Origin of the sequence: Jiangella muralis, from assembly GCF_001270745.1 — a bacterium.
Lineage (GTDB): Bacteria > Actinomycetota > Actinomycetes > Jiangellales > Jiangellaceae > Jiangella > Jiangella muralis.
Map to the genome: position 1 here is coordinate 124,426 of NZ_LFXL01000010.1, position 18,733 is coordinate 143,158.

At 73.1% G+C, this 18,733-nt stretch carries 14 protein-coding genes; 3 read left to right on the top strand and 11 right to left on the bottom strand.

The genetic code is table 11. From position 1 onward, the window contains the following. Window positions 1–27: 27 nt before the first annotated feature. The gene (locus ACW62_RS18725) at window positions 28–1,368 is read right to left on the bottom strand and encodes a Gfo/Idh/MocA family oxidoreductase (RefSeq protein ID WP_053205630.1); all 1,341 of its coding nucleotides are present in this window, start codon (window positions 1,366–1,368) and stop codon (window positions 28–30) included. A gap of 108 nt (window positions 1,369–1,476) precedes the next feature. On the opposite strand from ACW62_RS18725, the gene ACW62_RS18730 reads away from it, so the two are divergent. After that, on the top strand, window positions 1,477–3,561 hold the full coding sequence (locus ACW62_RS18730; protein ID WP_053205631.1) for an acetylxylan esterase: 2,085 nt from the start codon (window positions 1,477–1,479) through the stop codon (window positions 3,559–3,561). Next, on the top strand, window positions 3,558–4,178 hold the full coding sequence (locus ACW62_RS18735; protein ID WP_053205632.1) for an SGNH/GDSL hydrolase family protein: 621 nt from the start codon (window positions 3,558–3,560) through the stop codon (window positions 4,176–4,178). The genes ACW62_RS18730 and ACW62_RS18735 overlap by 4 nt, the downstream gene beginning before the upstream one ends. 72 nt (window positions 4,179–4,250) lie before the next feature. Here the strand turns inward: ACW62_RS18735 and ACW62_RS18740 are convergent, their stop codons facing one another. The 7 genes from ACW62_RS18740 to ACW62_RS18770 all read right to left on the bottom strand — a co-directional run bounded on the left by ACW62_RS18740 (window position 4,251) and on the right by ACW62_RS18770 (window position 13,440). Next, window positions 4,251–5,972 (bottom strand): ABC transporter ATP-binding protein, encoded by a 1,722-nt coding sequence (locus ACW62_RS18740; RefSeq protein WP_053205903.1) that lies wholly within the window; start codon window positions 5,970–5,972, stop codon window positions 4,251–4,253. 74 nt (window positions 5,973–6,046) lie between these two features. Beyond that, window positions 6,047–7,204 (bottom strand): ABC transporter permease, encoded by a 1,158-nt coding sequence (locus tag ACW62_RS18745; RefSeq protein WP_053205633.1) that lies wholly within the window; start codon window positions 7,202–7,204, stop codon window positions 6,047–6,049. Between the two features lie 5 nt (window positions 7,205–7,209). After that, window positions 7,210–8,202: an ABC transporter permease gene (locus ACW62_RS18750; RefSeq protein WP_053205634.1), complete on the bottom strand. Its 993-nt coding sequence runs from the start codon at window positions 8,200–8,202 to the stop codon at window positions 7,210–7,212. A gap of 19 nt (window positions 8,203–8,221) precedes the next feature. After that, the gene (locus tag ACW62_RS18755) at window positions 8,222–10,192 is read right to left on the bottom strand and encodes an ABC transporter substrate-binding protein (RefSeq protein ID WP_053205635.1); all 1,971 of its coding nucleotides are present in this window, start codon (window positions 10,190–10,192) and stop codon (window positions 8,222–8,224) included. A 178-nt stretch (window positions 10,193–10,370) separates the two neighbouring features. Then, window positions 10,371–11,495 (bottom strand): Gfo/Idh/MocA family protein, encoded by a 1,125-nt coding sequence (locus tag ACW62_RS18760; protein WP_053205636.1) that lies wholly within the window; start codon window positions 11,493–11,495, stop codon window positions 10,371–10,373. Further along, window positions 11,492–12,223 carry a sugar phosphate isomerase/epimerase family protein gene (locus ACW62_RS18765; protein WP_053205637.1) on the bottom strand — a complete coding sequence of 244 codons (732 nt, stop codon included), beginning with the start codon at window positions 12,221–12,223 and terminating at the stop codon, window positions 11,492–11,494. Before ACW62_RS18765 ends, ACW62_RS18760 begins: the two co-directional genes overlap by 4 nt. Continuing rightward, on the bottom strand, window positions 12,220–13,440 hold the full coding sequence (locus tag ACW62_RS18770; RefSeq protein ID WP_053205638.1) for a Gfo/Idh/MocA family protein: 1,221 nt from the start codon (window positions 13,438–13,440) through the stop codon (window positions 12,220–12,222). Before ACW62_RS18770 ends, ACW62_RS18765 begins: the two co-directional genes overlap by 4 nt. 155 nt (window positions 13,441–13,595) lie before the next feature. Between ACW62_RS18770 and ACW62_RS18775 the strand changes: the two genes are divergently transcribed. After that, window positions 13,596–14,585: a LacI family DNA-binding transcriptional regulator gene (locus tag ACW62_RS18775; RefSeq protein ID WP_053205639.1), complete on the top strand. Its 990-nt coding sequence runs from the start codon at window positions 13,596–13,598 to the stop codon at window positions 14,583–14,585. On the opposite strand, the gene ACW62_RS18780 is transcribed toward ACW62_RS18775, so the two are convergent. Genes ACW62_RS18780 through ACW62_RS18790 form a run of 3 tightly spaced genes read right to left on the bottom strand, consistent with a single transcriptional unit; the run spans window position 14,582 to window position 18,704 of the window. Further along, window positions 14,582–16,042 carry a mannitol dehydrogenase family protein gene (locus ACW62_RS18780; protein WP_053205640.1) on the bottom strand — a complete coding sequence of 487 codons (1,461 nt, stop codon included), beginning with the start codon at window positions 16,040–16,042 and terminating at the stop codon, window positions 14,582–14,584. The genes ACW62_RS18775 and ACW62_RS18780 overlap by 4 nt on opposite strands. Next, window positions 16,018–17,526 (bottom strand): UxaA family hydrolase, encoded by a 1,509-nt coding sequence (locus tag ACW62_RS18785; protein ID WP_053205641.1) that lies wholly within the window; start codon window positions 17,524–17,526, stop codon window positions 16,018–16,020. Before ACW62_RS18785 ends, ACW62_RS18780 begins: the two co-directional genes overlap by 25 nt. Further along, window positions 17,523–18,704 carry an N-acetylglucosamine-6-phosphate deacetylase gene (locus ACW62_RS18790; protein ID WP_053205642.1) on the bottom strand — a complete coding sequence of 394 codons (1,182 nt, stop codon included), beginning with the start codon at window positions 18,702–18,704 and terminating at the stop codon, window positions 17,523–17,525. Before ACW62_RS18790 ends, ACW62_RS18785 begins: the two co-directional genes overlap by 4 nt. Between the last annotated feature and the right edge of the window lie 29 nt (window positions 18,705–18,733).

Below are 18,733 nucleotides of genomic sequence, written 5' to 3' on the forward strand. Positions count from 1 at the left end.
GCGAGTTGGTCACCTGATCCATGTCCGCTACGCCGGCGGCGTGAGCAGCGCGTCGACGTCGACGATGTCCCGGGTGGCGATGGAGCGCCAGATCGCCTCGCCGGTCGCCACCGCGCGAGCGCCGTCGGCGGAGTCGGCCGGCAGCGCCAGCTCCAGCGACTCCCGGCTCGGCCCGGCGAACAGGTCGTGCCGCAGCATCGGGTCGGCGCCCTCGTGGCCGCCGGCGACGGTGGCGACCTCGATCGTCTGCGCCTCGCCGAACAGCGGCCGGTAGGTGATGTCGTCCGACCCGGGCAGCGCGCCGCCGCCGGGCAGCCGGCTGTGCAGGGTCTCGATCTGCCCGTGGGTGCCGTTGATCGCGACCCGGTAGCCCTCCCACGGCGACGAGAAGTCGATCGTGTAGGACAGCGCGATGCCGCCGCGGTACGCGACCAGCGCGTTGTAGGTGTCCTCGACGTCGATCTCGTCGTCGTACAGGTACATGTCCTGGCCGGCCGGGTACTGGTGGCCGTAGGACAGCCCGAACAGGCCGACGCGGTCGGCGGCGGCGCCGTCGGGGAAGGTGTTGCTGCCCAGCTGGGCCTGGTAGTACGGGTCGTTGTCGCGCAACGCGGCGCCGGTGAGCGGCCGGCCGTTCTCGTCACGCGGACGGTGCGGGCTGTCCGGGCCGTAGTAGTGCCGGCCGCCGACCGCGAACACCCGCTCCGGCACGTCGTCGAGCCACCACGACACGAGGTCCAGGTGATGCGTGCTCTTGTGCACCGACAGGCCACCGGACAGCTCGCGGCGCCGGTTCCAGCGCAAGAAGAAGCTGGCGCCGTGCCGGATGTCGACGTGGTAGTCGAGGCTGACGTGCGTCGGCCGGCCGATGGCGCCGTCGAGGATGAGCCGCTTGATGGTGCGGTGGCGCAGCGTGTAGCGCAGGTTGTGGGTGACCCGCACCGTCGCCTTCGACGCCTGCTCCGCGGCCAGCACGGCGGCGGCGTCGGCGGCCGTCGTGACCATCGGCTTCTCCACGATGACGTCGACGTCGCGGCGCAGCGCGGCCAGCACGTAGGCGGCGTGCGTGTGGTCCGGCGACGCCACCACGACGACGTCCGGCCGCGCCTCGTCGACCATGCGGTCGAAGTCATCCGGCGCGTACCACGCCAGCGGCACGTGCCCCGGCGGCAGCAGCGACTCGTTGAACGCCGTCACCCGCGCCTCGTCCGGGTCGACCACCGCGACGACGTCGGCGTGCTCGGAGTAGTTCTCGGTGTTCTCGCCGTAGCCGAGCGCGGTGTCCGCGCCGCCCAGCGAGCCGAGGATGGGCCGCACGAAGCTCGCGACCCCGCGGTTGGACAGTCCGGCGATGGCATAGCGGGTCATGGTCCCCGAGCCTTGCAAGGTTCGACTGCAAGTGTCAAGGCAATCTTGCAGTCTGGGAAGCAAAAGGGCAGTTCACAGCGAGACAACCGATTGCGATAGTGTGCTGCGGTGACTTCCACACCACTCGGCTTCGCACCCAACCTGGACGGCTACGTGGACGCCGCGCTGGACCTCCAGCGCCACGTCGAGCGGCGCACGCGCCGCCGGCTGGCCGAGTGGGAGGCGGCCGGCGAGGTGGCCTCGGTGGACGAGGTGCGGCGCGAGACCGAGCGGGTGCGGGCGGCGGTGCTGCGTGGCCTCGGCGGCCTGCCGCCGTCGGACCGGACGGCGCCGCCGGTGCGCTGGTGCGGCGTGGTCCCCGGCGTGCCGGACGATGCGGGGTACAGCATCGAGCGGCTGATCATCGAGACCGCGCCCGGCGTCCACGCGACCGCCAACCTCTACCGTCCCGCCCACGACGCGACGCTGCCGGCAACCCCCGAAGACGCGACGCTGCCGGCAACCCCCGACGATGCGACGTTGGCAGCACCCAGCGACGACGCGACGTTGTCGGCGCCCGCCCGTAGGGTGGGGGCCCTCCCGGCCGGGCGGGGTGACACTCCGGCCGTCGTGTTCGTGTGTGGCCACGCCGACGAGGCGAAGGCGTATCCGCAGTACCAGGCGGTGTGCGCCCGGCTGGCCCGGGCCGGTCTCGTCGTGCTGGCGCTCGACCCGTTCGGCCAGGGGGAACGGCTCGGCTACCTCGACGCCGACGGCCGGCCGGTCGTCAACGCCGGCACCGCCGAGCACACGTACGCCGGCCTGCAGTCGTGGTGGCTGGGCCAGTCCCCCGCGCGCTGGTTCGTGCACGAGGTGCGCCGGGCGATCGACCTGCTCGAGACCCTGCCCGGCGTGGACGGGCAGCGCATCGGCCTGACCGGCAACAGCGGCGGCGGCTGGCTGACCACCGTGGCCACCGCTGTGGAACGACGGATCGCCGCGGCCGCGCCGGCCACGTTCGTCACCTCGCGCGGACGGTACCTCGACGGCGGGCAGCACCAGGACGCGGAGCAGATCCTGCTCGGCGGCACCGAGCACGGCGTCGACCACGCCGACCTGCTGGCCGCCGCCGCGCCGCGGCCGGTGACGGTGCTGGCGGCGGAGTACGACTTCTTCCCGATCGAGGGCACCAGGGAAACCGTGGCGCGAGCCCGCCGCAGCTACGAACTCAGCGGCGCACCCGACGCGCTCACCCTGGTCACCACGCCGACCACACATCGATACGCGCCGGAGCTGGCAGCGGCGGCCACCCGGTTCTTCTGCGCCGCCTTCGGCCTGCCGGAGCCTGACGACGAGTCGGAACCCGCCACGCTGGCGCCGTCCGCCCTCGCCTGCACGCCCACGGGACAGTTGGGCGGCGACTCCGCCTACCTGCACGACCTCACCGCCGCGGACTACCGGGCCGGCGGCGACGACGATCTGGAGGCCTGGCTGCGCGAGCGCGTCACCCTCGGCCGTGACGTGCCTGCCGCTCCCGGCGTCCGCTGGCTGCCCGGACCGGCCGGCAGCTGGCACGGGTTCTGGCGCGCCGAGTCCGACCTGTGGGGCGCCGGCGTCCTGCTGCCCGGCACGACCAACGCCCGCCCGGGCCTGCGCCTCGTCCTGTTGCACGACGGCACCACCGAGCTCACCACCGACCATCCGGTGCTGACCAGAGCGGCCCGCGACGACCGCGTCGGCGGGCCGCTGCTGGTGCTCGACGTGCGCGGGCAGGGCGCACTGCTCCCTCGCGACCGCTCCGGCCGGTCCCCGCGTAGCCACGACAGCACCATGTACAAGCTGCTCAGCGACCTGCTCTGGCTGGACGACAGCCTGGCCGCGGCCCGCGCGTTCGACGTCACGCGGGCCATCGACGTCGTGCTGGGCGACCCGCGGGTGCGCGCCGAGTTCCCGGGGATCGGCCCGGACCGGCCGGTGCACCTCCACGCCGCCGGGCTCGGAGCGCACCATGCGATGCTGGCCGCGGCCGCCGATCCGCGCATCGCCGACGTGACGGTATCCGGGCCGGTGGTCGACCTCGACCGCATCCTGACCACCCGGCTGCACGACGACGGCAGCGGCGCGTGGCAGGGGGTGCTGCCCGGGCTGGCCGCGCGGGCCCCCGGGCGGCGGCTGCACGACCTGCTCGGCACCCGGCTCAAGGAGGTTCCATGACGCTCGACGCCCGCACCGCGCTGGCCGGCGGCACCCCGGTGGACTGGCTGTTCACCGGCGACAGCATCGTCGCCGCGGCGAAGTGGACCGGCGTGCACCGCGGCTACGCCGACCTGTTCGCCGAGCGGGTCCGCTACTGGCTAGGCCGCCGCGACGACACCGTGCTGAACACGGCGGTCAGCGGCTGGCGGGTGCCGAGGCTGCGCGACGCGCTGGAGACGTCGGTGCTGCGGCACGCGCCGCACGTCGTGATCATCGGGCTGGGCAGCAACGACGCCAACGACGGGCCGGGCGGGCGGGCGGCCTTCAGCCGCGAGTACACCGACGTCGTGCGGCGCATCCAGGCGGCCGGCGCGGCCGTCGTCCTGCAGACGCCGCCGGCGGTGGCGCCGACGCAGGAGCAGGCCCCGCACCTCGACGCCTACGCCGACGCCGTCCGCGAGGTGGCCGCCGCGACCGGCAGCTACCTCGTCGACCACCACAAGACGTGGACGGCGGACGGCGACGACGCGCTCGCGCTACTGGTGGACGGGCTGCACCCGGGCCCCGAGGGGCACCAGAAGCTGGCCCGCGACCTGCTCATCGCGCTCGGCGACGCCCACCCCTCCTGGAGTTGATCTTGGAGTTATCGCGCAGTCACCGGGCGAAATGTCCGGTAGGCGGCGCGATAACTCCAAGATCAACGGGGGTCAGGCCACGGGTTCTGGTTCGTAGGCGACGCGCGAGCGAGTGCCGCGCTCCCGCGGGTCGGCCACCGGCACCGCCGACAGCAGCGCCCGCGTGTACCCGTGCTGCGGGTCGGCGAACACCTGCTCGGCCGGCCCCTGTTCGACCATGACGCCGAAGTACATCACCGCGACCTGATCGCAGATCCGCTCCACCACCGACAGGTCGTGCGAGATGAACAGGTAGGTGAGGCCGAGGTCGCCCTGCAGCTCGGCCAGCAGCTCCAGGATCTGCGTGCGCACCGACACGTCCAGCGCCGACACCGCCTCGTCGGCGACGACCAGCCGCGGCTCGGTGATCAGCGCACGGGCGATGCCGATGCGCTGCCGCTCGCCGCCGGAGAACGCGTGCGGATACCGGCCGGCCATCGCGCGCTTCAGCCCGACCCGCTCCAGCATGGCCTCGACCCGGCCGTCCAGCTCCGACCCGGACGCCAGCCCCGCGACGCGCAGCGGCTCGCCGATGACCTGGCGGACCGTCATGCGCGGGTTGAGCGAGCCGTACGGGTCCTGGAAGACCATCCGGACCTGCCGGCGGTACGGCAGCAGCTCCTTCTCGCTCAGCCGGGCGAGGTCGGTGACGCGGCCGTCGGCGCCGGAGTACAGCAGCTTGCCCGCCGTCGGGCGGTACGCGCGCAGCACGCACCGGCCCAGCGTCGTCTTGCCGCAGCCGGACTCGCCGACCAACCCGACGGTGCTGCCCTCCGGGATGTCCAGCGTGACCTTGTCGACGGCGTTGACCCGCTCGGTGCGGCGGCGGCCGAACAGCGTGCCGGCCGCGGCCTCGAACGTCATCTCCAGGTCCTCGATCCGCAGCAGCGGCCGCTCGGGCTCGGCGGCGGCCGGCTCCGGCTCGGTCACCGTGACGGCGCCGCGCTGCGGCAGCGCGGCCAGCAGCTCCTGGGTGTACTCGTGCTGCGGGTCGTGGAAGATCTGGTCGACCGGGCCCTGCTCGACCACCTTGCCGTGCCGCATGACGACGACGTCGTCGGCGATCTCGGCGACCACACCGAGGTCGTGGGTGATGAACATCAGCGTCATCCCCAGCGACTGCTTCAGCTCGGCCAGCAGGTCGAGGATCTGCGCCTGGGTGGTGACGTCGAGCGCGGTGGTCGGCTCGTCCGCGATCAGCAGCGACGGACGGCAGACCAGCGCCATCGCGATCATCGCCCGTTGCCGCATGCCGCCGGAGAGCTGGAACGTGTACGCGCCGAACCGCTCCTCCGGCCGCGGGATGCCGACCCGGCGCAGGTCGTCGATCACCCGCTCGCGGGCGGCCGACGGCGACAGCCGCTCGTGCAGTTCGAGCAGCTCGCCGATCTGGTCGCCGATGGTGTGCACCGGGCTCAGCGACGACATCGGCTCCTGGAACACCAGGCCGATGTCGCGGCCGCGGATCGACCGGATGCCCGGGCCGGTGGCGTCCAGTGCGGCGAGGTCGACGACGGCGCCGTCGGGCGACGGGCGATACAGCACCCGGCCGGAGTCGACCCGGCCCGGGTGGTCGACCACCTGGATGATCGACCGCGCGGTGGCCGACTTGCCCGAGCCGGACTCGCCGACGATGCACGTGGTGGAGCCGCGGCGGATCCGCAGCGACACGTCGTCGACGGCGTGCACGGCGCCCTCGTCGGTGTGGAACGTCGTGCACAGGTTCTGCAGCTCCAGGAGCGCGCCCGGGTCCATCGGCCGGTCGTCGTCGACGGTGGCCGCGGCGATCTCGCGAGCGGCATCCCGCTCCAGGTTCCGGCGTCGCCAGCTCACGTCGTCTTCCTTCCGTACGGATCGGCGGAGTCACGCAACCCGTCGCCGACGAAGTTGAACGCCACCACCGCCACCACGACCGCGAGACCGGGCAGCAGCAGCCACGGCGCCGTCGCCACCACCTGCACGCTCTGCGCGTCCTGCAGCAGCACGCCCCACGAGACCGCCGGCGCCCGCAGCCCGAGGCCGAGGAACGACAGCGACGTCTCGGCGAGGATCATCGCCGGCACCGCGAGGCTGACCGTCGCGATGATGTGCGACAGGAACGACGGCAGCATGTGCCGCGAGATGATCCGCCGCGTGTGCACGCCGTCCAGCTTCGCCGCCAGCACGTAGTCCTCGGTGCGGGTCTGCAGCAGCCGGCCGCGGATGACCCGGGCCAGGCTGGTCCAGCCGAGCAGCGACAGGATGATGGTGATCATGAAGTAGGTGCGGGTGGGGCCCCACTGCGGCGGGATGGCGGCGGCGAGGCCGAGCCACAGCGGCAGTGTCGGGATCGACATGATCAGCTCGATGATGCGCTGGATGACCGAGTCGATCCAGCCGCCGAAGTAGCCGGAGATGCCGCCCAGCACCAACCCCAGCACCAGGGATATCGCCACCCCGGCGAGGCCGAGCGAGAGCGAGATCTGCGCGCCGTAGATGATCTTCGACAGCAGGTCGCCGCCGGTGCGGTCGGCGCCGAGCAGGTAGAACCGCTCCCCCGCCTCGGTCGGCCCGAACAGGTGGATGTTGGTGTCGATCACGCCGAGCAGCGAGTACTCGTCGCCGCGGACGAAGAAGCCGAGGTTGACCACCCGGCTGGTGTCCTCCTCGAACACCCGGGCCAGCGTCTCCGGGTCGGTCGACCCGGTGGTCGGGTGGACGTAGAACCCCTCGGAGAAGGAGAAGCTGGGCAGCTGCGGCGGCTGGTAGGCGTGGTCGGCGCTGGTGGTGTCCTTCGAGAACGGGGCGAAGAACCCGGCGAAGACCGTCACGACGTACATCGCGATCATCACCCACAGGCCGGCCATGGCCAGCTTGTGCCGGCGGAACCGCCACCAGATCAGCTGGCGTTGCGACGCGACGCTGACGTCGGCGGTGTCGCGGCCGGTCTCGGCCTCCGGGGTGCCGGGCGTCTCGACGTCCTGGCTGGGCAGTTGGTCGGTGCTCATCGGCCTCACGCCTTCCCGAATCGCACGCGCGGGTCGATGGCGGCCAGCAGCAGGTCCGAGATCAGCGTGCCGATGACCGTCAACACCGCGATGATGAGGATGATGCCGCCGGCGAGGTACATGTCCTGCGACTTCAGCGCCTCCAGCAGCAGCGGCCCGATGGTGCCCAGGGCCAGCACCTGCGCCACGATGATCTCGCCGTCGAACAGTGACGGCAGGTGCCAGCCGGCGGTGGAGATGAACGGGTTCATCGCGATGCGCACCGGGTACTTCGTCACCAGCCTGCCCTCGGACAGCCCCTTCGCCCGCGCCGTGATGACGTACGGCTTGTTCAGCTCGTCCAGCATGTTCGCCCGGGTCACCCGGATGATCCCGGCGGTGCCGGCGAGGCCGATCACCACCACCGGGATCCACAGGTGGCCGAGCAGGTCGACGAACTTCCCGACGCCCCACGGCGCGTTCACGTACTCCGGTGAGAACATCCCGCCCACGCTCTGGTCGAACAGCGCGAACCCGAGGTACGCCAGCACCAGCGCCGCGAGGAACTGCGGCACCGCCAGCGCCACGAACCCGATGCCGGAGATGGTGTAGTCGCCCCAGGTGTGCTGCTTGATCGCCGAGTAGATGCCGGCCGGCAGCGCGATCGCCCAGGTGAACATCAGTGTGGCGATGCCCAGCGCCAGGGTGAGCGGCAGCCGGTCCGCGATCAGCGTCGACACCGGCTGCTGGAACTGGAACGACAACCCGAAGTCGCCGTGCAGCACGATGTTGCTGATCCACTTGACGTACTGCACCCAGAACGGGTCACCGATCCCGTAGCGATCCCGCAACGCCTCCATCTGCGCCGGGTCGACGCTCTGCCCGGCGGCCTCGAGCCGGGCCACCTGGGTGCTGAGGAAGTCGCCGGGAGGCAACTGGATGATGAAGAACGCGATCATCGAGATCGCGATCAGAGTCGGGATCACATGCAGGACCCGCATCGCTATGAAGCGCCACATCAGGGCGAGAGTCCTTTCGTCACTCGGCGAAGTAGAGCTGCTCCGGCTTGGAGATCCCCTCACGGCCGTAGTAGAAGGACAGCTTCGGCTCGTCGCCGCGCACGTTCTTCAGCGCGGTCTTCACGATGACCGGCTGGAACGGCAGCCCGACCAACCCGATCGCGTAGACGTTCTCGTCATGCTGCTGCATGATCGCCCGACCGGCCTCGATCCGGCCGTCGTCGGAGTCGGCGGTGCGCATCGCGTCCCAGGTGTCCATCAGCTGCTGGAACTCCGGGGACGGCTGGGCGCCCTCGGCGCCGGAGGTCGAGTACCACTTGCCGAAGGCCGGCGCGGTGTGGCTGTTGTCGGCGGTCGGGACGAACCAGACCGGCTCGAGGTCGAAGTCGTCGGACGGGTGCGCGACGCCGTCGAAGTCGAAGTCGTTGGCCATCCGGATCTCGGTGTACAAGGTCTGGTCGACCGGCCGGCTGACGACCTTGATGCCGACCTCGGCCCAGTGCTTGCGGACCATCTCGAACACGTCGGTCGGGGCCAGCCCGGCGTCGAAGTCGAGGTAGGTGATGACGAACTCCAGCGCGACGCCGTCGGCGCGCAGCCGGGTGCCGTCACCGTTGCGCTGGGTCAGCCCGATCTCGTCGAGCAGCCGGTTCGCCTCGTCGACGTCGTACTCGATGAACCGCTCGCCGCTGCCCTCGACGTAGTAGTCGGAGGACTCGGTGGCGATCGGGTGCCGGATGACGCCGAGCCCGCCGAGCAGGGTCTCGTTCATCTCCTCGCGGTTGACGGCGTGCGAGAGCGCGGCCCGGAACCGGACGTCGCCGAACAGCTCGCGCAGCACCGGGTCGGCGTGCGAGAGGTTCGGGCAGATCGCCATCAGGCCGGCCGACGGCTGCCAGCGCAGCACCTCGAACGCCTTCTGCTCGGCGTTCTGCAGGTACACCTGGGTGGAGTTGTAGCCGAGGTAGAAGCCCTGGAAGTCGAGGTCGCCGTTGGCCGCGCGCAGGTCCAGCGCGTCCTGGTCGAGCACCTGGATCTGCATGGTGTCGATGTAGGGCAGCTGCCGGCCGTCGGGGTCGGTCTTGTAGTAGAACGGGTTGCGCTCCAGCGCCGCGGTGCCGCTCTGCGCGTTGGCCGGGCTGGTGACCAGGAACGCGCCCATGACCGGCCGCTCGACGTTGGTCCACCAGTTGTCCCGGTCGAAGAAGTACTGGTCCCAGGTGTCGAACCCGGCCGCGCTGGCCGCTGCCGCGACGGTGGCGGGGTCGGCGAGGTCGGCGTGGAACTGCTCCATGTAGTGCTTGGGCTTGATGAACTGGAAGCTCACGCCGGGATGACACAGGAACTTCTCGAACAGCGCGAACGGCTGGGTGAAGTTGATGATCACGGTCAGCTCGTCCGGCGTCTCGATGGTCGGCCGGGTCTGGCCGGCGTCGGAGAACCAGAACGCCGGCGACGGGAACAGCACGTCGTGGTTGAGCACGTGGTCGACGGTGAACTTGAGGTCCGCGGACGTGAACGGCGCGCCGTCGGACCACTTGAGGCCCTCGCGCAGCACGAACGTGTAGGTGCGGTTGTCAGGCGACTTCTCGAAGCTCTCCGCCAGGCTGGGCTGCGAGCCGTCGGCGTCCTTGTTCCACTCGATCAGTCCGACGCTGGCGAAGGACTGCAGCGCGCCGTCGTGCGTCGGCGTGGTCTGCGCGCGGCGCAGGTTGCCGCCGAACCGGCCGACGCTGTCCCACGGCTCCACCACCATCGGGGTGGACGGCAGCCGCTCGGCCAGCGCGGGCAGCTCGCCGGCGTCGACCCGCTCGGTCAGCATCGGCGACTCCAGCACGTCCGGGTCGCCGCCGGCCGACCCGAACGGGTTGGGCGACTCGTCGTCACCACCCGAGCACGCGGCGGTGCCGAAGACCGCGAAGGCGGCCGCAAAGCCGCCACCGGCCTTCAGCAACATCCTGCGCGAGACCACGATCTGTTCTGCCGACATCGGCAACTCCTCACATGTCCGGTGCATTCAGCAGGTCGGTCGCCCACCAGGGCGTTGACGCCGTTCGCGGCGCCGCGGCGAGTTGGGCGTTCACTCAGATCAGGAACGCCGGTCGCGGAAGCGTTGGGGAGAACCTACCGACCGCAAGCGGTTGCCGCAATAGCAACAGCTTGCTGTTTCATTGCAACAGCGGCCGGTTCGGGGCCGCGTCACCCTCCCCCGGCGCCCAGGCCGGATCGAGCGGCTCCTGCGTCGCGAAGTCCGACGTGACGTCGACGAAGCGGCGCTGCGCCCCGGACTCCGTCACGGCCGCCGCGACGTCCAGCACATGCGCCGCGACCTCGGCGTTCGCCCGGTGCGGGCGGTCCGCCGCGATGGCCTCGGCCAGCTCCGCGACACCCAGCCCGCGGCCCAGGCGGGCGCCTTCGGTGGGCACCTCCCGCCAGTCGTCGGTACCGGCCGGACAGAGCCGCAGCGGGCCGTCGAAGCGGTTGGGGTCGGGCAGCCGCAACGTGGCCTCGGTGCCGCCGATCTCCAGGAAACCGTGCCGTTTGCGCGGCGAGTCGAAACTGAAGACGGTCGTAGCGACGGCGCCGGAGGCCAGCTCCAGCACGGCCGTGGTGTGCGTCGGCACCTCGGCGGCGAACCGCGTGCCGGCCCGCGGGCCGCTGACGACGACCCGTTCGGCCGGGCCCTCGCGCTCCATGGCGGCGACCCGCCGCACCGGCCCGAGCAGCACCGTCAGGGCCGTCAGGTAGTACGGGCCCATGTCCAGCAGCGCACCGGCGCCGGACGCGAACAGGAACTCCGGCGCCGGGTGCCAGCGGTCCGGCCCGGGGTCCTGGAAGCAGGCGATGGCCGACACCGGCCGGCCGATCGCGCCGGAGCGCACCAGCCGCAGCGCGGTCTGCACCCCGGCGCCGAGGAAGGTGTCGGGCGCGCTGCCGACGCGCCGCCCGGCCTGCCGCGCGGCGCTGAGCAGGAGGTCCGCCTCGGCCCGCGACCGCGCCAGCGGCTTCTCGCCGTAGACGTGCTGCCCGGCCCGGAGCGCCGCGACGCCGATCTCGGCGTGCGCGGCGGGGACTGTCAGGTTGACGACGATGTCGACGTCCGGGCGGCCGATGACGTCCTCCGGGCCACCCGCGTGCGGCACGCCGGCCGCGTCCGCCGCCGCCCGTGCCCGCTCGACGTCCAGGTCGCCGCAGGCCACGACGTCGAAGCCGGGAATGCGGGGCAGGTTCTCGAGATAGGTCCGGCTGATGGTGCCGCAGCCGACGACGCCGATGCCGACGCGCGCGCTCACGCCGCCACCGCCTCGTCGAGCCGGGCCAGCGCCGCCCGGTTGCGGGCCAGCAGGTCCAGCACCGGGCCGGCGCAACGGTCGATCTCCAGGATCCGCGCGGCACCGGGTGGGGCGGCGGCCAGGACGGCGGCCACCGGCAGCGTGCCGTGGCCCAGCTCGACCTGGTCGGCGGCGACGTCGCCCGGCCCGTCCTTCACGTGCAGGGAGCGGACGCGGTCGCCGAGCCGCCCGAGCAGCGCCGCGACGTCCGCGCCGCCGACGTGCGCCCAGTAGAGGTCCACCTGGAAGCCGACCTCCGGCGGCGTCGACGCGGCCAGCAGGTCGAGGCCGTGCTGCCCGTCCGGCAGCGTGGCCAGCTCCCAGTAGTGGTTGTGGTAGGCCAGCGCGAGCCCGGCGCGGGCGGCCTGCTGCTGCCACGCGGCCAGCCGGGCCCCGACGCGGCGGATGCCGTCGGCGTCGGCCCAGTCCTCCGGCTCCGAGCGCGGGATCACCAGCGTGTGCGCGCCCAGCGCGGCCACCCGGTCCAGCGTGGCGGGATCCGTGTCGCGGGCGTGGACGCTCGGGATCGCGAGGCCGTGCCGGTCGGCGTCGGCGCGCAGGCCGGGCACGTCGCTCAGGTCGTACGGCTCGACGGCGTCGATGCCGGCCGCGGCCAGCGCGGCGAACGCGCCGGCCCGGTCGCCGGCGTCGCGCAGCGAGTACAGCTGCGCGCCGACCTGGGCGCTCATGCCGGCTGCCCGGCGTCGAACCAGGCCCGCACCTCGGCGTCCAGCGGCGGCACGTCCAGCGCGCCGCCGCCCGAGCGCAGCGACGTCGTGGCCGTCGCCGCCGCGGCGACCGCGGCCCGTGCGTCCACCGGCGAGGTCTGCGTCGCCCCGCCCTCACGGACGAACCGGAGGAACTCGCTCAGCAGTGCCGGGTCGGCGCCGTGGTGCCCGCCGGGCGCGTCCGGGATCGGGAACGTCTCGTCGCCGTCGGGCGCGAACTCGGTGCGCCGGTTCCACAGCCGCACGACGCCGCCCGGGCCGAGGCCGAAGTTCTCCAGCCGGCCCTCGGTGCCGATGACCGTGTAGTTGCGCCAGTAGTCCGGCGTGTAGTGGCACTCGGAGTAGGTGGCGTACACGCCGTTGTCCAGCGCCATCGTCATCATCGAGAGGTCCTCGACGTCGATCACCGGGTTCAGCCCGGTCTGCGCCAGCGGCGGCCAGTTGCGCTCGCGGTCCAGCCACTCGGTGACGACCTGCCCGGTCCGGTCCGTCCGGTCGGTGACCTGGCCGTACACCGTCAGCCCGCCCATCGCGCTGACCCGGCTGGCGTGCCCGCCGGCCAGCCAGTGGATGACGTCGATGTCGTGCGCGCCCTTCTGCAGCAGCAGCGAGTTCACCTTGGACCGCTCGGCGTGCCAGTCCTTGAAGAACCGGTCGCCGCCGTCGCCGACGAAGTAGCGGCACCAGATCGCCTTGACCTCGCCGATCCGGCCGGACGCGATCAGCTCGCGCAGCAGCTTGATGACCGGCATGTGCCGCATGTTGTGGCCGACGTACAGGCGGCTGCCGGTGCGCCGCGCGGTGGCGAGGATCTGGTCGGCCTGCTCGACGGTGATCGCCAGCGGCTTGTCGACGAACACCGCGACCCCGGCCTCGAGCAGCGCGCACGCGTGCTCGGCGTGCAGGTGGTCCGGCGAGGTGACGAACGCGGCGTCGACGCCGACGCCGATCAGCTCGTCGACGGTCGCGGTGGCCACGACGCCGGGGCCGAACCGCTCGGCGGCGCGGTCACGGGCCCGCGGCAGCGGGTCGCAGGCGGCGACGACCTGCGACGACGGGTCCAGGTCGGCGGCGGTCTTCGCGATGATCCCGCGGTTGCCGTTGCCGACGACGCCGAGCCGCAGCGGGGCGTCCGGGCCGGGGGCGGGACGGTTCGGAGTGGTTGACGGAGCAGCCATGCCCAGGGACGCTACGTGACGCAAACGGTTGCCGCAAGGAACCATCGACGATCATGGCGACATGCAGTGTGAACGTGTCGCAACTTCGCATAGGTACGCTACGCTCGGCGTGTTTGCAGCATGATGCACCCGCGACCACGCAGGAGGAGACACCGATGAGCGTCACGCTCGCCGACATCGCGCGGGCCACCGGCCTGTCCGCCTCCACGGTCTCGCGTGCGCTGTCCGACCCCGACAAGGTGAACCCGCGCACCCGCGACCGCGTGCGCAAGATCGCCCAGGACATGGGCTACGTGCCGAACCAGGTGGCGCGCTCGCTCACGTCCGGGCGCAACGACCTCATCGGGCTGATCGTGCCGGACATCGCGAACCCGTTCTTCCCGCCCATCATCAAGGCGGTGCAGGCGCGGGCCAGCGCCAAGGGCAAGACGGTGCTGATCGCCGACGTCGACGAGCACCCGTCCGACGAGATCCAGCGGGCCCGGGTCATGCGCAAGCGGGTCGACGGCCTGGTCGTCGTGTCGCCGCGCACCCCCGACGACCGCCTCGACCAGCTGGCCGAGCTGAGCCCCATCGTGTTCGTGAACCGCGAGGTCAAGGGCGCGGCGAGCGTCATCATCGAGGACTCGGAGGGCATGCGCGAGGCGGTCGAGCACCTCACCGCGCTCGGGCACCGCCGAGTCGGCTACCTCAACGGCCCGCGCCGCTCGTGGTCGAACACCCAGCGGCAGAACGCCGTGCGCGAGGCGTGCGCGGCGCACGGTGTCGAGCTGGTCGAGTTCGGCCCGTTCGAACCGCAGATCCAGGCCGGCGTGCGCGCCGCCGACCTCGTCCACGCCTCCGACGTCACCGCGGTCATCGCCTACGACGACATGATCGCGCTCGGCCTGATGGCGCGGCTGAACGAGCGCGGCGTGCGGGTCGGCCCGGACATCAGCGTCATCGGCATCGACGACAGCCCGATGTCCGGCATGGCCTACCCGACGCTCACCTCGATCCACGTGCCCGGCTCCGAGGCCGGCGCCCGCGCCGTCGACATCGTCCTCGACCTCGCCGACGCCGCGGGCGACACCGAGCCGTTCGTCGTCCAGCTGGAGACCCGGCTGATCGTGCGCAGCTCCACCAGCCCGGTCCGCGAGCGTTAGGAGAGCTCCCCCGCCGTCGCGGCGGCGCCGTGCCGGGCCAGTTCGTCCAGGTAGCGGGCGACGTCGGCCACCCAGGCGGCGTCGGCGGCCAGCTCCTCTGGGGCAACGGCGGCGGCGCGCAGCACCCGCGCGACGTCTGACGGGAGCACGCCGCGCAGCGCGTCGCGGGCCGGGTCGTTGACGGTCAGCGGCCGGCCGTCGTCGGAGCGGCCGGCCAGGACGAAGCGCAGCCAGGCCGCCACCACCAGCGTCGCGGCGGCGGACGGACGGCCGGCGGCGCGGGCGGCGAGGATCGTCGGCAGCACCCGGACCGGCAGCTTCTGCGAGCCGTCCGCCGCCACCTGGTCGCAGCGGTGCCCGAGCGCCGGGTTGGCGAACCGCTCCAGCACCGACGCCGCGTAGGACGGGAGGTCCCAGCCGGGCGGCGCCTCGATGGTGGCCAGCACGTCGCGATGCAGCGCCGCCACCGCGGCCCGGATCGGCGGGTCGGCGACGGCGGCGGCGATCGTCTCGTGCCCGGCCAGCGCGCCGAGGTAGGCGATCATCGAGTGCGCGGCGTTCAGCACCCGCAGCTTGGCCGTCTCATGCGGCCCGACGTCGGCGACCAGCTCCGCGCCGGCCAGCTCCCAGGCGGGACGCTCGCCGGCGAAGTCGTCCTCGATCACCCACTGGGTGAACGGCTCGGCCGCGACCACCGCGTCGTCGGCGGCGCCGGTCAGCCGGAGCGCGTCGGCGCGGTCTGCCGGCGTGCTGGCCGGGACGATGCGGTCGACCATCGCGGACGGGAACCGGGCCGACGCCGCGAGCCACGCCGTCAGCTCCGGGCCCAGGGCGCCGGGCAGCCGGGCCGCGAACTCCCCCACCAGCGCGCCCAGCCGAGCGCCGTTGCCGACCAGGTTGTCGCAGGACAAGACCGTCACCGCGCCAGCGCCGGCCGCCATGCGCCGGCGCAGCCCGCCGACCAGCAGCCCGAGCCCGGTCCGTGGCCGCTCCCCCGCCGCGACCGCCGCGACGTCGGCCCGCACCGCGTCGTCGTCGAGCAGCGCGCCGGTGACGGGGTCGGCCAGGTAGCCCTTCTCGGTGATCGTCAGCGTGACGACCGTGACCGCGGGGTCGGCGAACCGGGCGGCCACCGCGGCCCAGTCCGACGGCGCGTGCCACGCCTCGGCGACGGACCCGACGACGTTCGCCGTCACCCGGCCGCCGGAGCGCTCCAGCACCGTGTACAGCCCGTCCTGCCGGCGCAGCGCCGCGACGACGTCCGCCGATCGCGGCGCCACCTCGACGATGCCCCAGCGCGGGTCGCCGGTCGCGGCCATCGCGCGGTCGGTGTAGACGGCCTGGTGCGCGCGGTGGAACGCCCCGACGCCGAGGTGGACGACGCCGGGCCGCGGCGCCGGCTCGCCCGGCACCCGCGACAGCGCGGTCACCGTCACATCACCGCGCCGAGCTGCCACGGTGCGAACTCCTCGTCGCCGAAGCCGAGCGCCTCGCTGGCGGTCTGTTGTCCGGACGCGGTGGCGACGACGATGTCGAGGATGCGCCGGCCCAGCTCGTCCAGGCTCATCTCGCCGTCGGCGACGACGCCGCAGTTGAGGTCCATGTCCTCGGTCATCCGCTGGTAGACGGCGGTGTTGGTGGCCAGCTTGAGGCTGGGCACCGGCTTGCAGCCGTACACCGAGCCGCGGCCGGTGGTGAAGCAGACGACGTTCGCGCCGCCGGCCACCATGCCGGTGACGGAGACCGGGTCGTAGCCGGGGGTGTCCATGAAGACCAGGCCGCGACTGTCGATGCGCTCGGCGAATCGGCGGACCGCGCGCAGCGGCGTCGAGCCGGACTTCGCGACCGCGCCGAGCGACTTCTCCAGGATGGTGGTGATGCCGCCCTCCTTGTTGCCCGGCGACGGGTTGTTGTCCAGGCTGCCACCGTGCTTGGCGGTGTACTCGCGCCACCAGGCGATGCGCGCCAGCAGCGCGTCGGCCACCTCGCGCGACTCGGCCCGGGCGGCCAGCAGGTGCTCGGCGCCGTAGATCTCCGGCGTCTCGCACAGCACCGCGGTGCCGCCCTGCGCGATCAGCAGGTCGGCGGCGACGCCCAGCGCCGGGTTCGCGGTGATGCCGGAGTAGCCGTCGGAGCCGCCGCACTTCAGGCCCAGCACCAGCTCGGACACCGGCACCGGCTGCCGCTGGACGTCCAGCCGGTCCAGCACGTCGGCGACGGCCTGGACCCCGGCCCGGACGGCGGCCGCGGTGCCGCCGGCCTCCTGGATCGTCATGCCGACGACCGGGGTGTGCTCCGGCAGCTCCAGCTCGGCGATCTGGTTGACCTCACAGCCCAGCCCGAGCACGATCAGCGCGCCGAAGTTCGGGTGGTCGGCGTACCCGGACAGCGTCCGCTTGAGCAGGTCCAGGCCCTCGCCGTCCGACGCCAGCCCGCAGCCGCTCCCGTGCGTGATCGCGACGATGCCGTCGACGCTCGGGTGCGCCGCCAGCCGTCCGGACATCCGTACCTGGTCGGCGATCAGCTTGGCGACGGTGGCCGAGCAGTTCACCGACGTGATGATGCCGACATAGTTGCGGGTGGCGACCCGTCCGTCGGCGCGGACGATGCCCTGGAAGGTCGCGGCGGGCACCGGCTCGGGGACGACGCCGCCGCCGATCGCGACGTCCTGGTCGACGGTGTCGTGGTAGCCGAGGTTGTGCAGATGCACGTGGTCGCCGGGCTCGATCGGCGTCGTCGCGTGCCCGATGACCTGGCCGTACTTGAGCACCGGGGCCCCGGCGCCGACGGCGCTCAGCGCGACCTTGTGACCGGCTGGGACGAGCTGGCGGCTGACCAGCCCGGTGCCGGGCACCGGCGTGCCGGCCGGCAGCGGGTCGAGCGTCACCGCCACGGAGTCGTCGGCGCGCAGCCGCACCAGCCGGGTGGGTTCGGGTGTCACAGGGGTCCTCCAGAGGGTGGTGCCGGCAGCCAGCGGCCACGCAGCACGGTGGCCCAGGGCCGGAAGCCGGGGTCGAAGATCGCCAGGTCCGCGTCCATGCCGGCGGCGACGGTGCCGCGGCGCGCGGACAGCCCGGCGACGGCGGCGGGCCGGCTGGTGGCCAGGGCGACCACCTCGGCAAGCGGCCAGCCGAGGTCGTCGTGCAGGTGGGCGAGCATGCCGGGCAGCGTGCTGGTGCTGCCGCCGAACGCGTCGGCGCCGGCCACCATGCCGACGCCGTCGCCGACGACGCACTCGACGGTGGCCAGCCGGTAGCGGTACCCGGCGGGCATGCCGGTACCCGGGGTGCCGTCGGAGACCACGACGAGGCGGTCGCCGGTGCAGCGCCGGGCGATCTCCAGCAGCTCGGGCGGGAGGTGCCGGCCGTCGGCGATCACCTCCGCGGTGAGGTCCGCCGCGGCCAGCGCGCCCTCGAGCAGGCCGGGGACGCGCCAGGGCCCCTCGCGGCGGGTGGTGGACTGGCCGCTCCACAGGTGGGTGACGTGCGTCAGCCCGGCGCCGGCCGCTTCGGCCAGCTGCCGCGCCGTCGCGTCGCTGTGCCCGGCCGCGACAACGACGCCCGCGGCGGCCAGCCGCCGGGTGGCGTCGACGGCGCCGGGCAGCTCCGGCGCGAGCGTGATCATCCGCAGCGTCGCGGCCTGCTCCAGCAGCACGTCCACGTCGCGCGGTGCCGGCGGGACCAGGACGGCGGGATCGTGCGCGCCGCACTGGGCGGCCGCGAGGAACGGGCCCTCCAGGTGGACGCCGAGCACCCGGGCGGCGTCGGCGGGAGTTCCGGCGACGAGGCCGGACAGCGCCGCGATGCGCGCCGCCAGCACGTCCACCGGCGCCGACACCAGGCTCAGCTGCACGCTGGTGACGCCGGCCGCGGCGAGGTGGCGCAGCACCGCCGTCACCCCCGCGTCGCCGGCGTCGTCGAAGGCGTGGCCGGCGGCGCCGTGCACGTGCAGGTCGATCAGCCCCGGCGTGACGACCCGGCCGCCGACGTCGACGACCTGGGCGTCCGCCGGCACAGGGCCGGCGCCGACGGCGACGATCCGGCCGCCGTCGGCCAGCACCGTCCGGTCAGGCTCGACCCGGCCGTCGCTCACCACCGTCGCGTGCGTCAGCGCCAGCATCGCTGCCACCTTTCAGCAACCGTTTGGAT

Bases quoted from the DNA above. Each gene is read 5' to 3' on its own strand.
- ACW62_RS18745 (WP_053205633.1), bottom strand. From the start codon at position 7,204: ATGAGCACCGACCAACTGCCCAGCCAGGACGTCGAGACGCCCGGCACC.
- ACW62_RS18735 (WP_053205632.1), top strand. From the start codon at position 3,558: ATGACGCTCGACGCCCGCACCGCGCTGGCCGGCGGCACCCCGGTGGAC.
- ACW62_RS18755 (WP_053205635.1), bottom strand. From the start codon at position 10,192: ATGTCGGCAGAACAGATCGTGGTCTCGCGCAGGATGTTGCTGAAGGCC.
- ACW62_RS18790 (WP_053205642.1), bottom strand. From the start codon at position 18,704: ATGCTGGCGCTGACGCACGCGACGGTGGTGAGCGACGGCCGGGTCGAG.
- ACW62_RS18770 (WP_053205638.1), bottom strand. From the start codon at position 13,440: ATGGCTGCTCCGTCAACCACTCCGAACCGTCCCGCCCCCGGCCCGGAC.
- ACW62_RS18740 (WP_053205903.1), bottom strand. From the start codon at position 5,972: ATGGACCCGGGCGCGCTCCTGGAGCTGCAGAACCTGTGCACGACGTTC.
- ACW62_RS18725 (WP_053205630.1), bottom strand. From the start codon at position 1,368: ATGACCCGCTATGCCATCGCCGGACTGTCCAACCGCGGGGTCGCGAGC.
- ACW62_RS18775 (WP_053205639.1), top strand. From the start codon at position 13,596: ATGAGCGTCACGCTCGCCGACATCGCGCGGGCCACCGGCCTGTCCGCC.
- ACW62_RS18765 (WP_053205637.1), bottom strand. From the start codon at position 12,223: ATGAGCGCCCAGGTCGGCGCGCAGCTGTACTCGCTGCGCGACGCCGGC.
- ACW62_RS18750 (WP_053205634.1), bottom strand. From the start codon at position 8,202: ATGTGGCGCTTCATAGCGATGCGGGTCCTGCATGTGATCCCGACTCTG.